The sequence below is a fragment of the Streptomyces sp. NPDC088400 genome (assembly GCF_044753355.1).
In the GTDB taxonomy this organism is placed as follows: Bacteria; Actinomycetota; Actinomycetes; order Streptomycetales; family Streptomycetaceae; genus Streptomyces.
This window is the reverse complement of record NZ_JBIVMZ010000002.1, coordinates 594138-615737: the sequence shown is the minus strand read 5'-3', so window position 1 is coordinate 615737 and position 21600 is coordinate 594138. Positions and strand designations below refer to the sequence as shown.

General features: G+C 69.9%; 1 protein-coding gene. It reads right to left on the bottom strand.

What is annotated here, in order from left to right; all coding sequences use genetic code 11:
- Positions 1-99: 99 nt before the first annotated feature.
- Entirely contained in the window at positions 100-21588 is a 21489-nt protein-coding gene (locus ACIQD6_RS07225) for a type I polyketide synthase (RefSeq protein WP_401879129.1), read from the bottom strand.
- Between the last annotated feature and the right edge of the window lie 12 nt (positions 21589-21600).

Genomic DNA, 21600 nt, shown 5'->3' with positions numbered 1-21600 from the left:
CACGGGAATGTCCGACGACGCCACAGGATCTTTTTCCCATGGAAAGGTCTCGGGTTTTTCCCGTTCCTTCCCTTCCCGTTCTCTTTCCCCGCTCTGTGGTCACGAGCCGTCCAGTTCATCGTCGAGGAAGGCGAACATCTCGTCGTCCGAAGCGGCCTCGAAGTCGAGTTCGGCGTCCCGCCGCGCAACACCGTCCGGGCCGTCGCCCGGTACGCCGTCGTCGGCGCGCACGGTCGCCCACCGTGACCTGAGTACTTCGAGCCGCCCGGCGATCTGCTTGTGTGTCTTCGCGTCCACGTCCGCCCCGGCTATCGCCCGCTCGACCTGGTCCAGTGTGGCGAGGATCGAGCCGGAGCCGGCCAGTTCGCCCGACACCAGTTGGGTGTGCAGATGAGACGCGATCTCGGTTGCCGTCGGATAGTCGAGGGCCAGTGTGGCCGGGAGCCGTAGCCCGGTCGCCCTGCTCAGCGCGTTGCGCAGCTCCACGGACGTCAGCGAGTCGAAACCGAGTTCGCGGAACGCCCGGGTCGGGTCGACGGCGGCCGCGCCCTGGTGTCCGAGCACTGCCGCGGCCTGCCCGCATACCAGGCCGAGCAGTGCCTCGTGTTGCCCGGCCTGGTCCAGCCCGGCCAGCCGCTGGACGAACCCGGGCTCCGCGGCGGCCGACCGGTCGGCCGTGCGGCGGGTGCGGACCAGGCCGCGCAGCAGCGGTGGCACGTCGGCGTGGGTCCGCAGGGCGGGCAGGTCCAGCCGGACCGGCAACAGCACCGCGTCCGCCGTGGACAGGCCGGTGTCGAACAGAGCGAGCCCTTGCTCGGTGGAGAGGGGCGGGAAGCCGGAGCGGCGCATCCGGTCGCGGTCGGCGTCGCTCAACTCACCGAGCATGCCGTCGCCTTGCTCCCACGGGCCCCATGCGAGCGACACTCCGGGCAGCCCCAGTTCGCGGCGGTGCTCGGCCAGGGCATCGAGGAAGGCGTTGGCGGCGGCGTAGTTGCCCTGGCCGGCGCCGCCGAACGTACCGGCGACGGACGAGAACACCACGAACGCCGACAGCTCCAGACCCAGTTCCCGGGTCAGTTCGTGCAGATTCCAGGCCGCGTCCACCTTGGGTCGCAGCACGGCGTCGACCCGGTCCGGGGTGAGCGCCCCGATGACACCGTCATCGAGGACACCGGCCGTGTGCACCACCGCCGAGATCTTCCGCCCCGACAACACGTCGGCGAGCGCCTCACGGTCGGCCGCGTCACAGGCGACCACGTCGGCGTGGGCGCCCAACGCGGCCAGTTCGGCGACGAGTTCCTGGGCTCCGGGTGCGGCCGGTCCGCGCCGGGACAGCAGAAGGAGTTCCCGGGCACCGTGCTCGGTTGCGAGGTGACGGGCAGTCACCGCGCCGAGGCCGCCGGTGCCACCGGTGATCAGCACCGCACCGGAGCCGACGCCCCGGACGGCGTCGGTCTCTGTATCCGGGTCGGAGCCGGTCCCGGGGGCGGCTTCGGCGCCGGCTTCGGGGTCGGTTTCGGCGTGGGTCTCGGGGTGGGTCTCGGGGTCGGACGCCGTCGCCCTTACGAGCCGGGGCACGAACACGTGCCCTTCGCGGAGAGCCAGTTCCGGCTCCGGCGTCGTCAGGGCACGGGACAGTGCGACTCCCGGAAGGTCTTCGCCGGCCACGTCCAGGAGGGTGATCCGATCCGGGTTCTCCGTCTGCGCGGACCGGATCAGGCCCCACGCGGAGGCGGCGGCCAGGTCGCCGGCGGTGGCGTTCCGTGTCAGCACCACCAACCGGGAATCCGCGAACCGCTCCCCTGCCAGCCAGTCCTGCACCAGCCGCAGCGCACGCGAAACCGTGGCGTGAACAGCCCCTACCTGTCCGGTGGTTGGCTCAGAGGCCGCCGTCCCGGTGACCGGCTCGGCGGATGGCTCGATGGACGGCGCGGCCGACAACTGGACCAGAACCACGTCCGGCACCACGTCCGCCGACGCGGCAAGCGTGGCCAGATCCGGATACCCGTACGCCCGGACGTCGATCCCGGCGGAACTCAGCGACTCCGCCACGTCGTCCGCCAGGCCGACGGCGGCCATCTCGGGCGGTGTGGTCCCGGCAACAGCCTGCTCCGTGGCGGCCTCGGTCCACTCCGTACGGAAGAGGGAATCGTCGCCGACGGCCTGGCCGGTGCCGAGCTCTTCGGAGCTGACCGGGCGTACCACCAGAGCGTCCACCGAGAAGACGGGCTGGCCCGCCGCGTCGACGGCCGCGATCGCCACGCTGTCCGGCCCGGTACGCGACAGCCTCGCCCGTACGGACCTGGCCGCCGAGGCGTGCAGCGACACTCCTTCCCAGGAGAACGGCAGGGCGCCTCCTTCGCCGTCGCCGTCCTGTGCCGCGCCGGTGAATCCGGCGGCGTGCAGGACCGCGTCCAGCAGCGCGGGGTGCGCACCGAACCCGTCGAGGCCGGTGTCCGCGCCCGCACCGGTGCCGGCGCTTTCGGGCAGCTCGGCCTCGGCGAACACCTCGTCACCGATCCGCCACGCCGACCGCAGGCCCTGGAACACCGTCCCGTAGTCGAATCCCGCTTCGGCAAGCCGCGCGTAATGGTCACCGAGGTCGATCGGTTCGGCGCCCGGCGGGGGCCACGAGGCCATGTCCGGGGCGGCGACGGATTCGGCGGGACCAGCAGGACCGGCGGGACCGGCGGGATCGACGGCGAGCAGGCCGGCGGCGTGCTGGATCCAGGGCGCCCCCGGGTGGCCGTCGGGCCGCGAGTGGACGGTGACGGTACGCCGCCCGTCCCCGGCTCCGTCACCGTCCCCGTCGGCGCCGACCCGTACTTGTACCTGCACGGCGTCCCGTTCGGTCAGTACCAGGGGCGCGGCCAGGGTCAGTTCCTCGACGCGGCCGCTTCCGACCTCGTCACCGGCCCGGATCGCCAACTCCACGAACGCGGTACCCGGCAGCAGGATCCGGCCCATGACCGTGTGACCGGCCAGCCAGGGATGCGTGTCCAGGGAGATACGTCCGGAGAGCACCACCCCGTCCGAGTCCGCCAGCGACACCACAGCGCCCAGCCACGGGTGCCGCGCCGGGGCGAGCCCCGCCGCCCGCATGTCGCCCGGCGTGGTGGTGACGGCGGCGGTAGTGGGCCAGAACCGCTCGCGCTGGAAAGCGTACGTGGGCACGTCGACCAGTTGGGCGCCCTTGCCCGCGAAGTACGCCTGCCAGTCGACGGCCACACCGGTCACATGCAGCCGGGCGAGTGCGGTAACGGCGGCCGTCTCTTCCGGACGGTCCTTGCGCAGGAAGGGAACCACGATGGCGTCGTCGGGCAGGGATTCCCGTGCCATCCCGGACAGCACCCCGTCCGGGCCCAGTTCCAGGACGGTGCGTACACCCGCGTCGGACAGGGCGCTGACACCGTCGGCGAAACGTACGGTCTCACGGACGTGCCGGACCCAGTACTCGGGCGACCGGAGATCATCGGCGGTCGCGAGGGCGCCGGTCAGGTTCGAGAGCACCGGAATGACCGGTGTACGGAACTCCAACTGCTCTGCGACAGCGCGGAATTCGTCGAGCATCGGGCGCATGAGCGGCGAGTGGAACGCGTGGCTGACAGCGATCCTGCTCGTACGCCGCCCCTCGAACCGCCCGACAACCTCCAGCACCGCATCCTCGACACCGGACACCACGACCGATGAAGGCCCGTTGACGGCAGCGATCGACACCTGACCGGAAAGGTCGGAGAGGCCGGAGGGTTCGGGGAGGTACGGCAGGACTTCGTCCTCGGTGGCCTGGATCGCCACCATCGCCCCGCCACGCGGGAGCTCCTGCATCAGACGGGCACGAGCCACCACCAGACGGCACGCGTCCGCGAGCGACAGGACACCGGCCACGTGGGCCGCCGCGACCTCACCGATCGAATGCCCACCGACGTAGTCCGGCGTAACGCCAAGGGACTCCAGCAGCCGGAAGAGGGCTACTTCCATGGCGAACAGGGCCGGCTGAGCGATACCGGTCTCGTTGAGGGCGTCCGGGTCCTCACCCCAGATCACCCCACTCAAACTCTCCCCGTCGCCCAGTTCTTCGAACACAGCGTCCAGTGCCTCCGCGAACACCGGGAACCGCCCGTACAACTCCCGACCCATACCAAGCCGTTGAGCGCCTTGACCACTGAACAGAAACGCCACGGCGCCTTGTGTAATGGAGCCCCGCGCTGCCTCGGTCAGACCGTCCTGCGAAGCCAGCAGAACAGCCCGATGCTCGAAGGGGGTACGGGCCGTGGCCAGCGAGAAGCCAACATCCACAGGCGACGCACTACTTACGAAGGACCGCAGCTGGTCGATCTGTGTATCCAACGCGGTCGGCGTACGGCCGGAGACCACCCACGGCACGACCGCCCCGGGCTCTTCCTCGACCCGCTCGGGAAGAGGAACGGGCGCGGAAGGCTGCTCCAGGATCACATGGGCGTTTGTGCCGCTGATCCCGAACGACGACACACCCGCACGACGAGGGTGATCCGCCTCGGGCCAAGCCGTGTTCTCCCGCAGCAACTCGACATCGCCCGCCGACCAGTCCACGTGCGATGACGGAGCATCCACATGCAGCGTGCGCGGCAGTACGCCGTGCCGCATCGCCATCACCGTCTTGATGACCCCCGCGACACCCGCAGCCGCTTGCGTGTGACCGATGTTGGACTTCACCGTGCCCAGCAGCAACGGGCGTTCACGGTCTTGGCCGTAGGCAGCGAGCAGGGCCTGTGCCTCGATCGGGTCACCCAGCGTCGTACCCGTACCGTGCGCCTCCACCACATCCACGTCGGCGGGCGACAGACCACCGCTCGCCAGCGCCTGACGGATCACCCGCTGCTGCGACGGACCATTCGGCGCCGTCAGACCATTCGACGCACCATCCTGATTCACCGCACTGCCACGCACCACCGCCAACACAGCGTGCCCGTTACGCTCCGCGTCCGACAACCGCTCCAGCAAGAGCATCCCCACGCCCTCGCCCCAGCCCACACCATCAGCCTCATCCGAGAACGCCTTGCACCGACCGTCCATGGCCAAGCCGCCCTGACGGGAGAACTCCACAAAGGTCGTCGGAGTCGACATCACTGTCACACCACCGGCCAACGCCAGCGAACACTCACCCGCACGCAACGCCTGCGCCGCCAGATGCATCGCGACCAGAGACGACGAACACGCCGTATCGATCGTGACCGTCGGACCTTCCAGGCCCAACGTGTACGCCACCCGGCCCGACGCCACACTCGGCGCGCTGCCGTTGCCCCGGAAGGCCTCGAATTCCTGGGCGGTCAGCAGGTTGCGGTAGTCGTTGTACATCAGACCGGCGAATACTCCGGTCTGGCTTCCCCGCAACGACGCCGGGTCGATACCCGTACGCTCGACGGCTTCCCACACCGTCTCCAGCAACAACCGCTGCTGCGCATCGGTCGCCAACGCCTCACGCGGACTCATCCCGAAGAACTCAGGATCAAACTCCGCAGCATCATGCAGGAACCCACCCGCACGCGTAGAAGACGTACCCGGGTGCTCGGGGTCCGGGTGATACAACGCGTCCCGGTCCCAGCCACGGTCCGTCGGAAACTCCGAGACCGCGTCCACTCCGCCGGACACCAGATCCCACAACTGATCAGGAGACGACACCCCACCTGGATACCGGCACGCCATCCCCACAATCACCACCGGGTCGTCCGCCACCGGCGGCAGTACGGCCACTGGCACGGACGACTCAGCCTCGGCACCCAGCAACTCGCCAACCAGATAGGTCGCAAGCGCCTGCGCGGTCGGGTAGTCGAACACCAGAGTCGCGGAGAGTCGCAGCCCCGTCGCCGCACTCAACCCATTCCGCAACTCCACTGCCATCAACGAGTCAAACCCGAGATCACGGAACGACCGAGCCGCATCCACCGCAGCCGCGCCCTGGTGGCCGAGCACCAACGCGACCTGGCTACGTACCAGGTCGAGCAGCACCTCACGCCGCTCAACCTCGTCGAGCCCCGCCAACCGCTGCACAAACCCGGAAACCGCCGCCCCATGCCCCACAGCACGCCGCGACCGCACCAAACCGCGCAGCAGAGACGGCACCTCACCAGCGGAACCAGAACGGAAGGCGGAGACATCCAGCCGCACCGGCAGCAACACCGGCTCGCCCGTACCGAGCGCCGCGTCGAACAACGCCACACCCTGCTCGACGGACAACGGCGGGAAACCCGAACTATTCATCCGCTCACGGTCGGCGGCGGACAGCTCACCTAGCATGCCGTCCGCCTGCTCCCACGGACCCCACGCCAACGACACACCCGGCAAACCCTGCCCACGCCGGAACTCCACCAACGCGTCCAGGAACCCATTCGCCGCCGCATAATTCGCCTGACCAACACTGCCCAACGTACCCGCAGCAGACGAGAACACCACAAACGCCGACAAGCCCATGTCTCGCGTCAACTCATGCAAAAACCAACCCGCATCCACCTTCGGACGCAACACACCATCAACACGCTCAGACGTCAACGACCCGACAAGACCGTCATCCAGCACACCCGCCGTATGCACCACAGCCGAAACGTCATACTCCGCGAAGACTCCAGCCAACGCCTCACGATCCGCCACATCACACGCCACCACATCAGCGTCAGCACCCAGCCCGGCAAGCTCAGCCACCAACTCCCGCGCACCCGGAGCATCCAGACCCCGCCGGGACAGCAACAACAGATCCCGCACCCCATGCTCAACCACCAGATGACGGGCCACCACCGCACCCAAACCACCCGTACCACCCGTGATCAAAACCCTGCCGGAACCGTCCCACACCGGCCCCGACTCGTCAGGCACCTGGACCCGGGCCAGCCGAGGAGCCACAATCTGCCCCTCACGGACCGCAATCTCAGGCTCCGCAGCAGCCAGCGCCTCCAGCAGCACCGGCCCCGAGCAGTCCTCGCTCTCCAGTTCCAGCAGACCGAACCGCCCCGGATGCTCCGACTGCGCCGACCTCAACAGCCCACGCACCACACCGGCAACAGGCCCCTCACCAACGCCGCAGACCGCCACAACCAACCGGGAATCGGCAAACCGCTCCCCCGCCAGCCACGCCTGCACCAACTCCAAGACTCGCGAAGCGGTTTCGTGCGCCGCAGCCACCACCTCGTCAGCCGACGACTCCCCCGGAACCACAGCCAGCACCACACCGGCCACCGGCTCCTCACTCGCAGCCAACTCACCCAGATCCGCCCACAACCCGGCCTCGGCCCCCGCATCCCGCAACACTTCCGACAGCGCCTCGCCCGGCCCGACCACCGCAACCCCGGACGCCACGAACGCCCCGATGTCTGCCGCGCCGGACACCGGAGCCCACTCCACCCGGAACAGCGAATCCCGCCCCAGAACCTGACCGCCCGCAAGCTGATCAGCCACAACCGGACGCGTCACCAACGACTCAACCGACGCGACCGCACGACCCGCCGCATCCGCAACCTCGATCGACACCCCGTCCCGCTCACCGTACGAAAGCCGCGCACGCACGGCCGTCGCCCCCGACGCGTACAGAGACACCCCTTCCCAGGCGAAAGGCAGACCGCCGTCTTGCACGCCGTCGAAGAAAACGGCCGCGTGCAGGACGGCGTCCAGCAACGCGGGATGGACTCCGAACCCCTCCGTGCCCACGCCCTCGGGCAGGGCCACCTCGGCAAACACCTCACCGTCGCGCCGCCAGGCCGCCCGAAGCCCCTGGAACACCGGGCCGTACGCGAACCCCGCCTCAGCACGAGCCCCGTAGAAGTCGCCGAGGTCGACCGGCTCTGCACCGGCCGGCGGCCACACCGCCGCATCGAATCCGCTCTCGGCCCGCTCCAGACTCGTCACGGTAAGGAGGCCGGTGGCATGCTCGGTCCACGGCAGTTCGTCGGAACCGTCCGGCCTGGAGTGCACCTTCACGGTCCGCCGCCCGGAGTCATCGGCTGGGCCGACGAACACCTGAACGCGTACGGCTCCCCGTTCCGGCAGCACCAGCGGTGCGGTCAGGGTCAGCTCCTCGACCGTGTCGCACCCGAAGTCGTCACCGGCCCGAATCGCCAACTCAACAAGGGCAGTTCCCGGGACCAGGGCACGGCCCATGATCGTGTGATCGGCCAGCCACGGATGTGAGGACACCGAGAGACGGCCGGAGAAGACCGCCCCATCCGATTCGGCCAACGAAACGGCCACGCCCAGCAGCGGATGTTCCGCCGACGCCAGCCCGGCGGCCCGTACGTCACCCATCCGGCCCACCCCAACCGGGGGCCAGAACGACTGACGCTGGAAGGCGTACGTGGGCAGGTCGACCCGCTGGGCACCCGTGCCCGCGAAGTACGCCCGCCAGTCGACGGCCACGCCCGTCACATGCAGGCGGGCAAGCGCCGTAACGGCCGCCGTCTCCTCACCACGGTCCTTACGCAGAACGGGCACGACCACGGCCTCGTCCGACACCGACTCACGAGCCAACGCCGACAGCACACCATCCGGACCCAGCTCCAGGAAGGTACGCACACCCGCCTCGGACAACGCCCGCACACCATCAGCGAACCGAACCGTCTCCCGCACATGCCGCACCCAGTACTCAGGCACACACAGCTCATCGGAACCGGCCAGGGCACCCGTCAGATTGGACACCACCGGAATCAACGGCGCACGAAACTCCAGCCCCGACACCACCGCACGGAAATCGTCCAGCATCCCGTCCATCAACGCCGAATGGAACGCATGGCTCACAGCAAGCCGACTCGTACGCCGCCCCTCGAACCGCCCCACAACCTCCAGCACCGCATCCTCGACACCGGACACCACCACCGACGCAGGCCCATTGACCGCAGCGATCGACACCAACTCAGAGAGGTACGGCAGGACTTCGCCCTCGGTGGCCTGGATCGCCACCATCGCCCCACCACGCGGAAGCTCCCGCATCAGACGGGCGCGGGCCGCCACCAGACGGCACGCATCCGCGAGCGACAGAACACCGGCCACGTGAGCCGCCGCGACCTCACCAATCGAATGCCCACCGACATAGTCCGGCGTAACGCCAAGGGACTCCAGCAGCCGGAAGAGGGCCACTTCCGTGGCGAACAGGGCCGGCTGAGCAAAACCCGTCTCATTGAGAAGATCCGGGTCCTCACCCCAGATCACTCCACGTATATCCTCCCCGTCGCCCAGTTCCGCGAGCACCGCGTCCAGGGCCTCCGCGAACACCGGGAACCGACCGAACAACTCCCGCCCCATACCAAGCCGTTGAGCGCCCTGACCACTGAACAGAAACGCCAACGGACCCTGCGCGACCGAACCCCGGGAAGCCTCGACCACACCCTCTTCCGACGCCAGCAGCACCGCCCGGTGCTCGAACACCGACCGACCGACAACCAGCGAGAACCCGACATCTATGGGCGAAAGGGAATGTTCCTCCACAGCCGACCGAAGTCGGTCGAGTTGAGCGTCCAACGCCGTCTCGGACTTGGCCGACACCAGCCATGGCACCACACCCCGCACCACCGTCGGTGCCTCAACCTCACGTTCCACCAGCCGCTCCGCAGATGGCGCGGCCTCAAGGACCAGATGAGCATTCGTGCCACTGACACCAAAGGATGAGACGCCGGCCCGTCGAGGATGTCCGGTCTCGGGCCAGGTCGTGTTCTCCCGCAGCAGTTCGACATCGCCGGCGGTCCAGTCCACATGCGATGACGGAGCATCCACGTGCAACGTACGCGGCAGCACCCCGTGCCGCATGGCCATCACCGTCTTGATGACCCCCGCCACACCCGCAGCCGCCTGCGTATGACCGATGTTCGACTTCACCGTGCCCAACAGCAACGGACGTTCACGATCCTGCCCGTAAGCCGCCAGCAGGGCCTGCGCCTCGATCGGGTCACCCAACGTCGTACCCGTACCGTGCGCCTCCACCACATCCACATCGGCGGGCGACAGACCACCACTGGCCAGCGCCTGGCGAATCACCCGCTGCTGCGACGGACCATTCGGCGCCGTCAAACCATTCGACGCACCATCCTGATTCACCGCCGACCCACGCACCACCGCCAACACCGAATGCCCGTTACGCTCCGCGTCCGACAACCGCTCCAGCAAGAGCATCCCCACGCCCTCGCCCCAGCCCACACCATCAGCCTCATCAGAAAACGCCTTGCACCGACCATCAGGCGACAACCCACCCTGACGATCGAACTCCGCAAAGGTGGACGGGGTGGACATCACTGTCACGCCACCGGCCAAGGCCAGCGAGCACTCACCCGCACGCAACGCCTGCGCCGCCAAGTGCATCGCCACCAGCGACGACGAACACGCCGTATCAATCGTGACGGTCGGGCCCTCCAGGCCCAGGGTGTACGCCACCCGGCCCGACGCCACGCTCAGTGCGCTGCCGCTGCCCCGTAGCCCGTCGAACTCGCGCCCCGCGAGCAACGTCCCGTAATCGCCGTACATCACACCGGCGAATACACCGGTTCGGCTCCCTCCCAGTGACACCGGATCCACCCCGGCACACTCGACGGCCTCCCACACCGTCTCCAACAGCAACCGCTGCTGCGCATCCGTCGCCAACGCCTCACGCGGACTCATCCCAAAGAACTCGGGATCAAACTCCGCAGCGTCGTGCAGGAACCCGCCCGCGCGCGTAGACAACTCCAGATCCCAACCGCGCTCAGCGGGAACCTCCGAGACCGCGTCCACGCCACCGGACACCAGATCCCACAACTGATCAGGAGACGACACCCCACCCGGATACCGGCACGCCATCCCCACAATCACCACCGGGTCATCCGCCACCGGCGGCAGTACGCCCACCGGCACGGATACAGCAGCCTCGACACCCAGCAACTCACCGAGCAGATGTGTCGCAAGCGCCTGCGCGGTCGGGTAGTCGAACACGAGCGTCGCCGGAAGCCGCAACCCCGTCGCCGCACTCAACCCGTTCCGCAACTCCACCGCCATCAACGAGTCAAACCCGAGATCACGGAACGAACGAGCCGCATCCACCGCAGCCGCACCCTGATATCCCAGCACCAGAGCAACTTGACTACGCACCACGTCAAGCAACACCTCATGCCGCTCGACCTCACCCAGCCCGGCCACGATCTCTCCGAGACCGCCCGTGGCAGCGCGGCGACCAGCTGTACGGCGCGTGCGCGTCAGGCCGCGTAGCAGAGGCGGAACGTCACCGCTGGAACGAAAGGCGGGGAGGTCCAGCGACACAGGCAGCAAAACCGGTTCGCCGCTACTCAGTGCCGCGTCGAACAGCGCGAGCCCCTGCTCGACCGACAGCAGCGGTAGGCCGGCGCGCGACATGCGCTCACGGTCGGCGGCGGACAGTTCGCCCAGCATGCCGTCCGCCTGTTCCCACGGACCCCACGCCAACGACACACCCGGCAAACCCTGCCCACGCCGGAACTCCACCAACGCGTCAAGGAAACCGTTCGCCGCCGCATAATTCGCCTGACCAACACTGCCCAACGTACCCGCAGCAGACGAAAACACCACAAACGCCGACAGACTCATATCCCGCGTCAACTCATGCAAAAACCAACCCGCATCCACCTTCGGACGCAACACACCATCCAGCCGCTCAGACGTCAACGACCCAACAAGACCGTCATCCAACACACCCGCCGCATGCACCACAGCCGAAATATCCCGACCAGCCAGCACCCCGGCCAGACCCTCACGATCCGCCGCATCACAGGCCGCCACATCAGCGTCAGCACCCAGCCCGGCAAGCTCAGCCACCAACTCCCGCGCACCCGGAGCATCCAGACCCCGCCGGGACAGCAACAGCAGATCCCGCACCCCATGCTCAACCACCAGATGACGGGCCACCACCGCACCCAAACCACCCGTACCACCCGTGATCAAAACCGTGCCGGAACCGTCCCACACCGGCCCCGCCTCGCCGGACTCCACAGCCCGAACCAACCGAGGCACTCCAAGCCGCCCCTCACGGACAGCCATTTCCGGCTCGGAACCCGACGCTCCCAGCGCCTCCAACAGCACCGAACCCGAGCAACCCTCACCGTCCAACTCCAGCAGACCGAACCGCCCCGGATGCTCCGACTGCGCCGACCTCAACAGCCCACGCACCACACCGGCAACGGGACCCTGACCCGCACCACGGACCACCACAACCAACCGGGAACCGGCAAACCGCTCCCCCGCCAACCACTCCTGCACCAAACCCAAAACCCGCGACGCCACACCATGCGCCACATCCACCGTATTCTCCGAGCCGCCCCCGGACAGCGCGGTCAGCACCATCTCCGGAACCGCATCGCTCTCGGCCAACCCGGCCAGGTCCGGATACGCGTCGGCGGTGACCCCGCTCTCTGTCAGTCCAAGTGCATCGGTCAGGACAGCGGCGTCAGGACCGACGACGGCCACAGGGCCGGTGTGCCTGCCGCCCGGCTCGGCGGCGGTCCACTCGACCCGGAACAGCGAGTCCTGGTCCGGGGCGGCCACCGCGTCCAGCTGTCCGGGGGTGATCGGGCGTACCACCAGCCCGGTCACCGTGGCGACCGGCTGCCCCGCCGGGTCGGCGATCGCGATGGCGATCTTGTCCGGTTCGGTGTGGGTGAGGCGGACCCGTACCGTCGTCGCGCCCGACGCGTGCAGGGAGACGCCCTCCCAGACGAACGGGAGCACGCCGTCCTCAACGGTCAGTGCCGTCGCGTGCAGCACCGCGTCCAGCAGTGCAGGGTGCAGGCCGAATCCGCCGGTCTCGATGAGTCCACTGAGGCTCTGGTAGTCCTCGTCGGTGTCGTTGATGTTGAAGTCGGCCTCGCCCAGGCTTACTTCCGCATAGACGTCCTCGCCCTGCCGCCAGGCGGCCCGCAGGCCCTGGAACACCGGGCCGTAGTCGAAACCTGCCTCGGCCCGAGCCGCGTAGAAGTCGCCGAGATCGACGGGCTCGGCCCCGGTCGGCGGCCACACAGAGGTGTCGAGCGCGGCCACCTCGGCGTGGCCCGCCGGGGCATCGGTGGAGAGTGTGCCGGCGGCGTGCTGGGTCCATGGCCCGGGGGTACCGCCGCCCGTGACCTCTGGCCGGGCGTGGACGGTGACCGTGCGCCGGTTGCTTCCGTCGTCGGCCGCGCCCACTCGTACCTGGATCTGTACGGCACCCCGCTGCGGCAGTACGAGCGGTGTGGCCAGGGTCAGTTCCTCGATCCATGAGCAGCCGAACTCGTCTCCGGCCCGGATCGCCAACTCCACGAGCGCGGACCCCGGTACGAGAATCCTGCCCATCACGGTGTGGTCGGCCAGCCACGGATGCGTCGTCACCGACAGCCGACCGGCGAACACCGCTCCGTCGGCATCCGCCAGGGGCACGGACGCGCCCAGCAGCGGATGTTCCGCCGAGGCCAGCCCCAGCCCAGAGGCGTCCCCCACGGCCGTCGGCGCGGAAGGCCAGTACCGCCGGTGCTGGAAGGCGTATGTCGGCAGTTCGACCCGCCGCGCGCCGGTTCCGGTGAAGAGCGCGGGCCAGTCCACGGCCACACCCGTCACATAGAGCCCGGCCAGTGCGGTGACAGCCGCCGTCTCCTCCGAACGGTCCTTGCGCAGTACGGGGACGGCCACGGCCTCGTCCGGTGCCGACTCACGGACCAGAGGCGAGAGCACGCCGTCCGGGCCCAGTTCGAGGAAGGTACGGACACCTGCCTCGGCCAACGCCCGCACACCATCGGCAAACCGAACCGTCTCCCGCACATGCCGCACCCAATACTCAGGCGCGCACAGCTCCTCAGCCGTAGCCAGAGCGCCCGTCAGATTCGACACCACCGGAATCAACGGCGCACGAAACTCCAGCCCCGACACCACACCCCGGAACTCGTCCAGCATCCCCTCCATCAAAGGCGAATGGAACGCATGCGAGACCCTCAGGCGACTCGACCGGCGCCCCTCGAACCGCCCCACAACCTCCAGTACCGCATCCTCGACACCGGACACCACCACGGACGAAGGCCCATTGACGGCAGCGATCGAGACCAGCTCGGAGAGGTACGGCAGGACCTCGTCCTCGGTGGCCTGGATGGCCACCATCGCCCCGCCACGCGGAAGCTCCTGCATCAACCGCGCACGAGCCACCACCAAACGGCACGCATCAGCCAACGACAGCACACCCGCGACATGCGCAGCCGCCACCTCACCGATCGAATGCCCACCCACATAGTCCGGCGTAACGCCAAGGGACTCCAACAGCCGGAACAGAGCCACCTCAACCGCGAACAACGCCGGCTGAGCGATGCCGGTCTCATTGAGGGCGTCCGGGTCCTCACCCCAGATCACCCCACGCAAACCCTCCCCGTCGCCCAGTTCCGCGAGTACCGCGTCCAGCGCCTCCGCGAACACCGGGAACCGACCGTACAACTCCCGCCCCATACCCAGCCGCTGCGCACCCTGACCACTGAACAGAAACGCCAACGGACCCGCCGCGACCGTGACCGAGCCTCGGGCGACCTCGCCCGAGCCCGGCAGCAGGACCGCCCGCCGCTCGAACGTCGATCGGTTGGTGACCAGTGAGAGCCCGATGTCCAGCGGCGAGAGGGAACGCTCGGCCGCGAAGGACCGGATGCGGTCCGATTGGCGGTCCAGTGCCGCTTCGCTCTTGGCCGATACGACCCAGGGCACCGCGCCAGGCGTCACCGTCGGTTCCTCGACGCGCGGCTCCAGCGATGGGCCCTGTTCCAGGATCACATGGGCGTTCGTACCGCTGACGCCGAAGGAGGAGACGCCCACCCGCCGTGGACGGCCCGTTTCGGGCCAAGCCGTGTTCTCCCGCAGCAACTCGACATCGCCCGCCGACCAGTCGACGTGCGACGACGGGGCGTCCACGTGCAAGGTGCGCGGCAGCGTCTCGTGACGTATCGCCTGCACCATCTTGATGACTCCCGCGACACCCGCAGCCGCCTGGGTATGACCGATGTTCGACTTCACCGAGCCCAGCAACAGCGGTCGTTCGCGGTCCTGACCGTAGGCGGCGACCAGGGCCTGCGCCTCGATCGGGTCACCCAGCGTCGTACCCGTACCGTGCGCCTCCACCGCGTCCACATCAGCGGACGAGAGTCCCGCCCCCGCCAGCGCCTGCCGGATCACCCGCTGCTGCGACGGACCGTTCGGAGCCGTCAGACCGTTCGACGCACCGTCCTGGTTCACCGCCGAACCACGCACCACCGCCAGGACCTCGTGGCCGTTGCGCACCGCGTCGGACATCCGCTCCAGTACCAGCATGCCCACGCCCTCGGCCCAGCCCACACCGTCGGCCGCGTCGGCGAAGGACTTGCAGCGGCCGTCCGGGGCGAGGCCGCCCTGCCGGGAGAACTCCACAAAAGTGGACGGCGTCGACATCACCGTCACACCACCGGCCAACGCCAGGGAACACTCACCCGCCCGCAGCGCCTGCGCCGCCAAGTGCATCGCCACCAGAGACGACGAACACGCCGTATCCACCGTGACCGTCGGGCCCTCCAGGCCCAGCGTGTACGCCACCCGACCCGACGCCACACTCGGCGCACTGCCGTTGCCCCGGAACGCCTCGAACTCGTCGCCGGTCAGCAGGGTGCGGTAGTCGTTGTACATCACACCGGCGAACACACCGGTGCGGCTCCCCCGCAGTGACAGCGGGTCGATGTCCGAACGTTCGACGGCCTCCCACACCGTCTCCAGCAACAACCGCTGCTGTGCGTCCGTCGCCAACGCCTCACGCGGACTCATCCCGAAGAACTCGGAATCGAAGTCCGCCGCCTCGTGCAGGAACCCACCCGCACGCGTCGAAGACGTACGCGGATGCTCGGGATCCGGGTGATACAACCCATCCCGGTCCCAGCCACGGTCCGCCGGAAACTCCGACACCGCGTCCACACCACCGGACACCAGATCCCACAACTGATCAGGAGACGACACCCCACCCGGATACCGGCACGCCATCCCCACAATCACCACCGGGTCGTCGGTGACCGGCAGTTGGGTGACCATCGGCCCGGAGACCGGGGTCCGGTCGGGCCCGCCGAACAGTTCGTCGCGCAGATGGTCGGCGAGTGCCGTCGGTGTCGGGTAGTCGAAGACCAGGGTCGCCGGGAGCCGCAGTTCAGTCGCCGCGCTCAGCGCGTTGCGCAGTTCGACCGCGGTCAGCGAATCGAAGCCCAGATCACGGAAGGCCAGCGTGGCGTCGACCGTGGCCGCGCTCTCGTGGCCGAGTACGAGCGCGATCCGGCCGCACACCAGTTCCAGCAGCGCGGCGTCACGGTCCGCCTCGCTCAGCTCGACCGGCAGGCCGAGCCCACCGCTCGGGGCCCCCGTCGAAACGGCGGCGAGGGCGGAAGCGGTATGTGCGGTGGTACGGGTACGGCGGCCTCGGGGACGGACCAGGCCTCGCAGCACCGGCTGCACCTCGCCGCGCGTACGCAGGGCGGGCAGATCCAGCCGGATCGGGAGGAGCGTGGGCCGGTCGGTGGCCAGTGCGGTGTCGAAGAGGGCCACGCCCTGCTCGGCGGTCAGGGGCGGGAAGCCCGCTCGGCTCAGCCGGGCCCGGTCGACCTCGGTCAGGCCGCTGGTCATACCGGTCTCGCCGGACTGTTCCCACGGGCCCCACGCCAACGACACCCCGGGCAGCCCGAGGCTTCGGCGGTGCTCGGCCAGGGCGTCGAGGAAGGCGTTCGCGGCGGCGTAGTTGGCCTGCCCCGGCCCGCCGATGGTGCCGGCGGCGGAGGAGAAGAGCACGAACGCCGAGAGTTCCAGGCCCAGTTCCCGGGTCAGCTCGTGCAGATGCCAGGCCGCGTCCACCTTCGGCCGCATCACGGCGTCAAGGCGTTCGGTGGTGAGTGCGCCGACCACACCGTCGTCGATCACCCCGGCGGTGTGCACGACGGCGCCGATGTCGTGCCCGGACAGCAGTTCCGCCAGGGCGGCGCGGTCGGCGATGTCGCAGGCCACCGCACGCACCCGGGCGCCGAGCCCGGTCAGTTCGGCGGTGAGGTCTCCGGCGCCGGGGGCCTCGGGGCCGCGACGCGACGCCAGCAGTACGTCCCGTACGCCGTGTTCGGTCACGAGGTGCCGGGCCAGCAGCGCTCCCAGGCCGCCGGTCCCACCGGTGATGAGGACCGTACGCGCGGTGTCCCAGGCGGCCGCCGTCGCGTCCGGCCCGGGGGCCCGCCGTTCGAGCCGGGCGACGAAGAGCTGTCCGTCACGGAGCAGGATTTCCGGTTCCGGCAGGGCCAGCGCCCGCGAGAGCGCCGCCACCGGAGCTGCCCCGACCGTCGCGTCGGACGTCCGGCGCAGCGCCCCGTCCATCGCGTCGGGGATCGCCTCGGGGATCGCCTCGGGCGTCGCGTCGGGGATCGCGTCGTCTCCGAGGTGGAACAGGGTGATCCGGCCGGGGTGCTCGGCCTGCGCGGACCGTACAAGACCCCAGACCGGCGCGAGGGCGACGTCGTCGGCGGCGCCCCGGACGGCCACGACCAGACGGGAGCCGTTGAACCGTTCGTCCGCCAGCCACTCCTGTACGAGGCTCAGTGCGCGCGCGGCGGTGGCGTGGGCACTCGCCACGATGCCCTGGGCGGGTACGGTCGCGAGTTCGGTGACGACGATCTCCGGGACCGGGGCCGGGCGCTCGGCGAGCGCGGCCAGATCCGGGTACACCTCGACGGCTTCCAGGTCCGTCCCGACGGCTTCCTCATGCGTCCCGACGGCTTCCTGGTGCGTCCCGACGGACGCGGCGACCTCCCGCAGCGCGTCGGCCGCCGACCCGATCAGGGCGACCTGGCCCGCGTGTGCGGCGCCGGGTTCCTCCGTCACCGGTGTCCAGCCGAGGCCGAACAACGCGTCGGAGCCGGTGCCGACCGCCCGCGCCGCGTCCAGTTGCCCGTCCGCGAGCGGGCGGGTGACGAACGAGTCGACGGACGCGACGAGTTCACCGGCCGGGTCGGCGATGACGATCGACACGGCTCCGTGTCCGTTCCGCGCCAGCCGTGCCCGTACGGTCGTCGCCCCGGACGCGTACAGCGAGACGCCCTCCCAGGCGAACGGAACGCCGCCCTCGCTGAGGGCGCCGAGGTCCGCGTAGGACGAGGCGTGCTGCGCGGCGTCGAGGAGCGCGGGATGGAGGCAGAAGCCCGAGGCGTCGGCCTCGGCCTCCCGGGGCAGAGTGGCCTCGGTGAACAGCTCGGTGCCCCGGCGCCAGGCGGCCCGCAGCCCCTGGAAGGCGGGGCCGTAGGTGAAGCCCAGGTCGGCGAGGTGCGCGTAGCAGTCACCGAGTTCGATGCGCTCGGCGCCGGCGGGGGGCCACACCGTCGCGTCGAAGTCCGCGCCGGCATGAGCGGCGGTCGCCGTCCGGGCGCCGCCCTCGGGACCGGTGATCCGGCCCGGACTGATCAGACCCGAGGCGTGCTGCGTCCACGGGCTGTCCTCCGTGCCATCCGTACCGTCCGCGCGGTCCGCCGTTCCCTCGGGCCGGGCGTGGACGGTGACCGGACGTCGGGCGTGGTCGTCGGCCGCGCCGACCCGGACCTGGAGGTGTACGGCACCCCGCTCGGGCAGTACCAGGGGCGCGGCCAGGGTGAGTTCGTCGATACGGTCGCAGCCGAACTCGTCGCCGGCGCGAACGGCCAGCTCCAGGAAGGCAGTTCCTGGCACCAGGATGCGGCCGCCCACCACATGGTCGGCGAGCCAGGGGTGCGAGAGCGCGGACACCCGGCCGGTGAACACGACGCCCGCGCCGTCCGCGAGGTCGACGGCCGCGCCCAGCAGTGGATGGTCCGTGGCTCCCAGGCCGAGCCCGGCCGCGTCCCGGGCGCGCCCGGCGCCCGAGGGCCAGTGGCGGCGGCGCTGGAACGCCGTGGTCGGCAGGTCCACGCGACGCGCGCCGGTGCCCGCGAACAGTACGGGCCAGTCCACCGGCTTGGCCGCCAGGGCCACATGCAGCCGGGCCAACCCCGTTACCAGGGCGATCTCCTCGCCTCGGTCCTTGCGCTGCACCGGTACGGCGATGGCGTCGTCGGGCGCCGAGTGCCGTACCAGGGCGGAGAGTACGCCGTCCGGGCCGAGTTCCAGGAAGGTGCGCACCCCCTGGCCGGACAGGCTCCGGACGCCGTCGGCGAACCGTACGGCCTCGCGTACGTGCCGCACCCAGTACTCGGGCGAGCACAGCTCGTCGGCCGTGGCGGTCCGGCCGGTCAGGTTGGACACCACGGGGATGGCGGGGCGGCGGAAGGAGAGGCCGGCCACGGCGGCGCGGAACTCGTCCAGCATCGGGTCCATCAGGGGCGAGTGGAACGCGTGCGAGACCCGGAGGCGGCTCGTCCTGCGGTCCTCGGCCCCGAACCTGGCGCTGATCTCCAGCACCGCCGGTTCGGCGCCGGAGATCACCACCGACGACGGGCCGTTCACGGCGGCGATCGACACACCGTCGGAGAGCAGGGGCAGGACCTCGTCCTCGGTGGCCTCGACCGCCACCATCGCCCCGCCGGGCGGGAGCGCCTGCATCAGACGGGCCCGCGCGGAGACGAGCGCGCACGCGTCCGCCAGCGACAGCACGCCCGCCACGTGCGCGGCGGCGACCTCGCCGATCGAGTGTCCGCCCACGAAGTCCGGTGTGACGCCCAGCGACTCCATCAGCCGGTACAACGCCACTTCGACGGCGAACAGGGCCGGTTGGGCGAAGCCGGTCTCGTCGAGCCGGTCCGGGTCCTCCCCCCAGATCACCGCGCGGAGTGTGTCTTCCGCGCCGCCCGACCCGTTCTTGGATCCGGCGAGTCCGGCAGATTCAGCGGATCCGGCGGATTCAGCGGATTCAGCGGATCCGGCGGCCTCCGGCGCACTCCCGGCCAGCCCCGCGAGCACCTCGTCCAGCGCCTTCGCGAACACCGGGAACCGGCCGTACAACTCCCTTCCCATACCGAGGCGTTGTGAGCCCTGGCCGGAGAACAGCACCGCGAGCGGCCCGTCCGAGGCCGTGCCGCGCGCGATCTCGTATGCCTCGCCCTCGCCGGGACCTGCCAGCAGGACGGCCCGCCGCTCGAACACCCCCCGGCCGGTGGCCAGCGAAAACCCGACGTCCAGCGGGTCGTGGCCGGCCACCGCGGGGGTGAGCCGGGCGAGTTGCTCGTCGAGTGCGGCGGCCGTACGGCCCGAGACCACCCAGGGGACGACACCGGGCACCACTGAAGGAGTCTCGGCCCGCTCCTCCGCGGTCGGCGCCTGTTCCAGGATCACATGCGTGTTGGTGCCGCTGATCCCGAACGAGGACACACCGGCCCGCCGGGGGCTCCCCGTCTCGGGCCAGGCCGTGTGTTCCGTCAGGAGTTCGACGGAACCGGCGGTCCAGTCCACATTGGTCGACGGCACCTCGGTGTGCAGGCTGCGCGGCAGCGCGCCGTGGCGCAGGGCCATCACCGTCTTGATCACGCCCGCCACACCGGCGGCGCCCTGCGTGTGGCCGATGTTGGACTTCACCGTGCCGAGCAGCAGCGGGCGTTCGCGCCCCTGTCCGTACGTCGCGAGGAGGGCCTGCGCCTCGATGGGGTCGCCGAGAGTGGTGCCGGTGCCGTGTGCCTCCACCGCGTCGACCTGGTCGGCCGTGAGGTCGGCGCTCTCCAGAGCGGCCCGGATCACACGCTGCTGCGCGGGGCCGTTGGGGGCGCTGAGGCCGTTGGAGGCGCCGTCCTGGTTGATGGCGCTGCCGCGTATGACCGCCAGTACGGGGTGGCCGCCGCGCCGGGCGTCCGACAGCCGTTCCAGGACGAGCATTCCGGCGCCCTCGCCCCAGCCGACCCCATCGGCCGCGTCGGAGAACGGCTTGCAGCGTCCGTCGGCGGCCAGTCCGCCTTGTGCGGTGAACGAGACGAAGATGCCGGGGGTGGACATCACGGTCGCGCCGCCGGCCAGTGCGAGGGTGCACTCGCCCGCGCGCAGCGACTGGACCGCCCAGTGCAGCGCGACCAGTGAGGACGAGCAGCCCGTGTCGACGGTGACGGCCGGGCCTTCGAGACCGAGTACGTAGGACAGCCGGCCGGAGATGACTCCCGCCGCGTGGCCGGTGGTGGAGTAGATGTCCATGTCGTCGCGGGAGCGCGCGACGACCTTGCCGTAGTCCTGTCCGGTGGTTCCGGCGAACACTCCCGTACGGCTGCCGCGTAGCCGTGTCGGTGCGATCCCGGCCCGTTCCAGCGCCTCCCACGCGGTCTCCAGCAGCAGCCGCTGCTGGGGGTCCATCGCGACCGCTTCGCGTGGTGAGATGCCGAAGAAGCCGGGGTCGAACTCGGTCGCGTCACCGAGGAATCCGCCCTGGAGGGCGAGACTGCGCCCACGTCCCTCGCCACCGAGCCGGTCCAGGTCCCAGCCCCGGTCGGCCGGGAAGTCGGAGATCACGTCCCGGCCCTCGGCGACCAGTCGCCACAGATCCTCGGGCGAGGCCACCCCGCCGGGGAACCGGCAGCCGATACCGACGACGGCGATGGGTTCCACCGCCGCCGCGATCAGCCGCTGGTTCTGCCGGCGCAGCCGCTCGTTCTCCTTGAGGGAGGAGCGGAGGGCTTCGATGTACTGCTGAGAAGTGTTCATGCACGCTCTCTC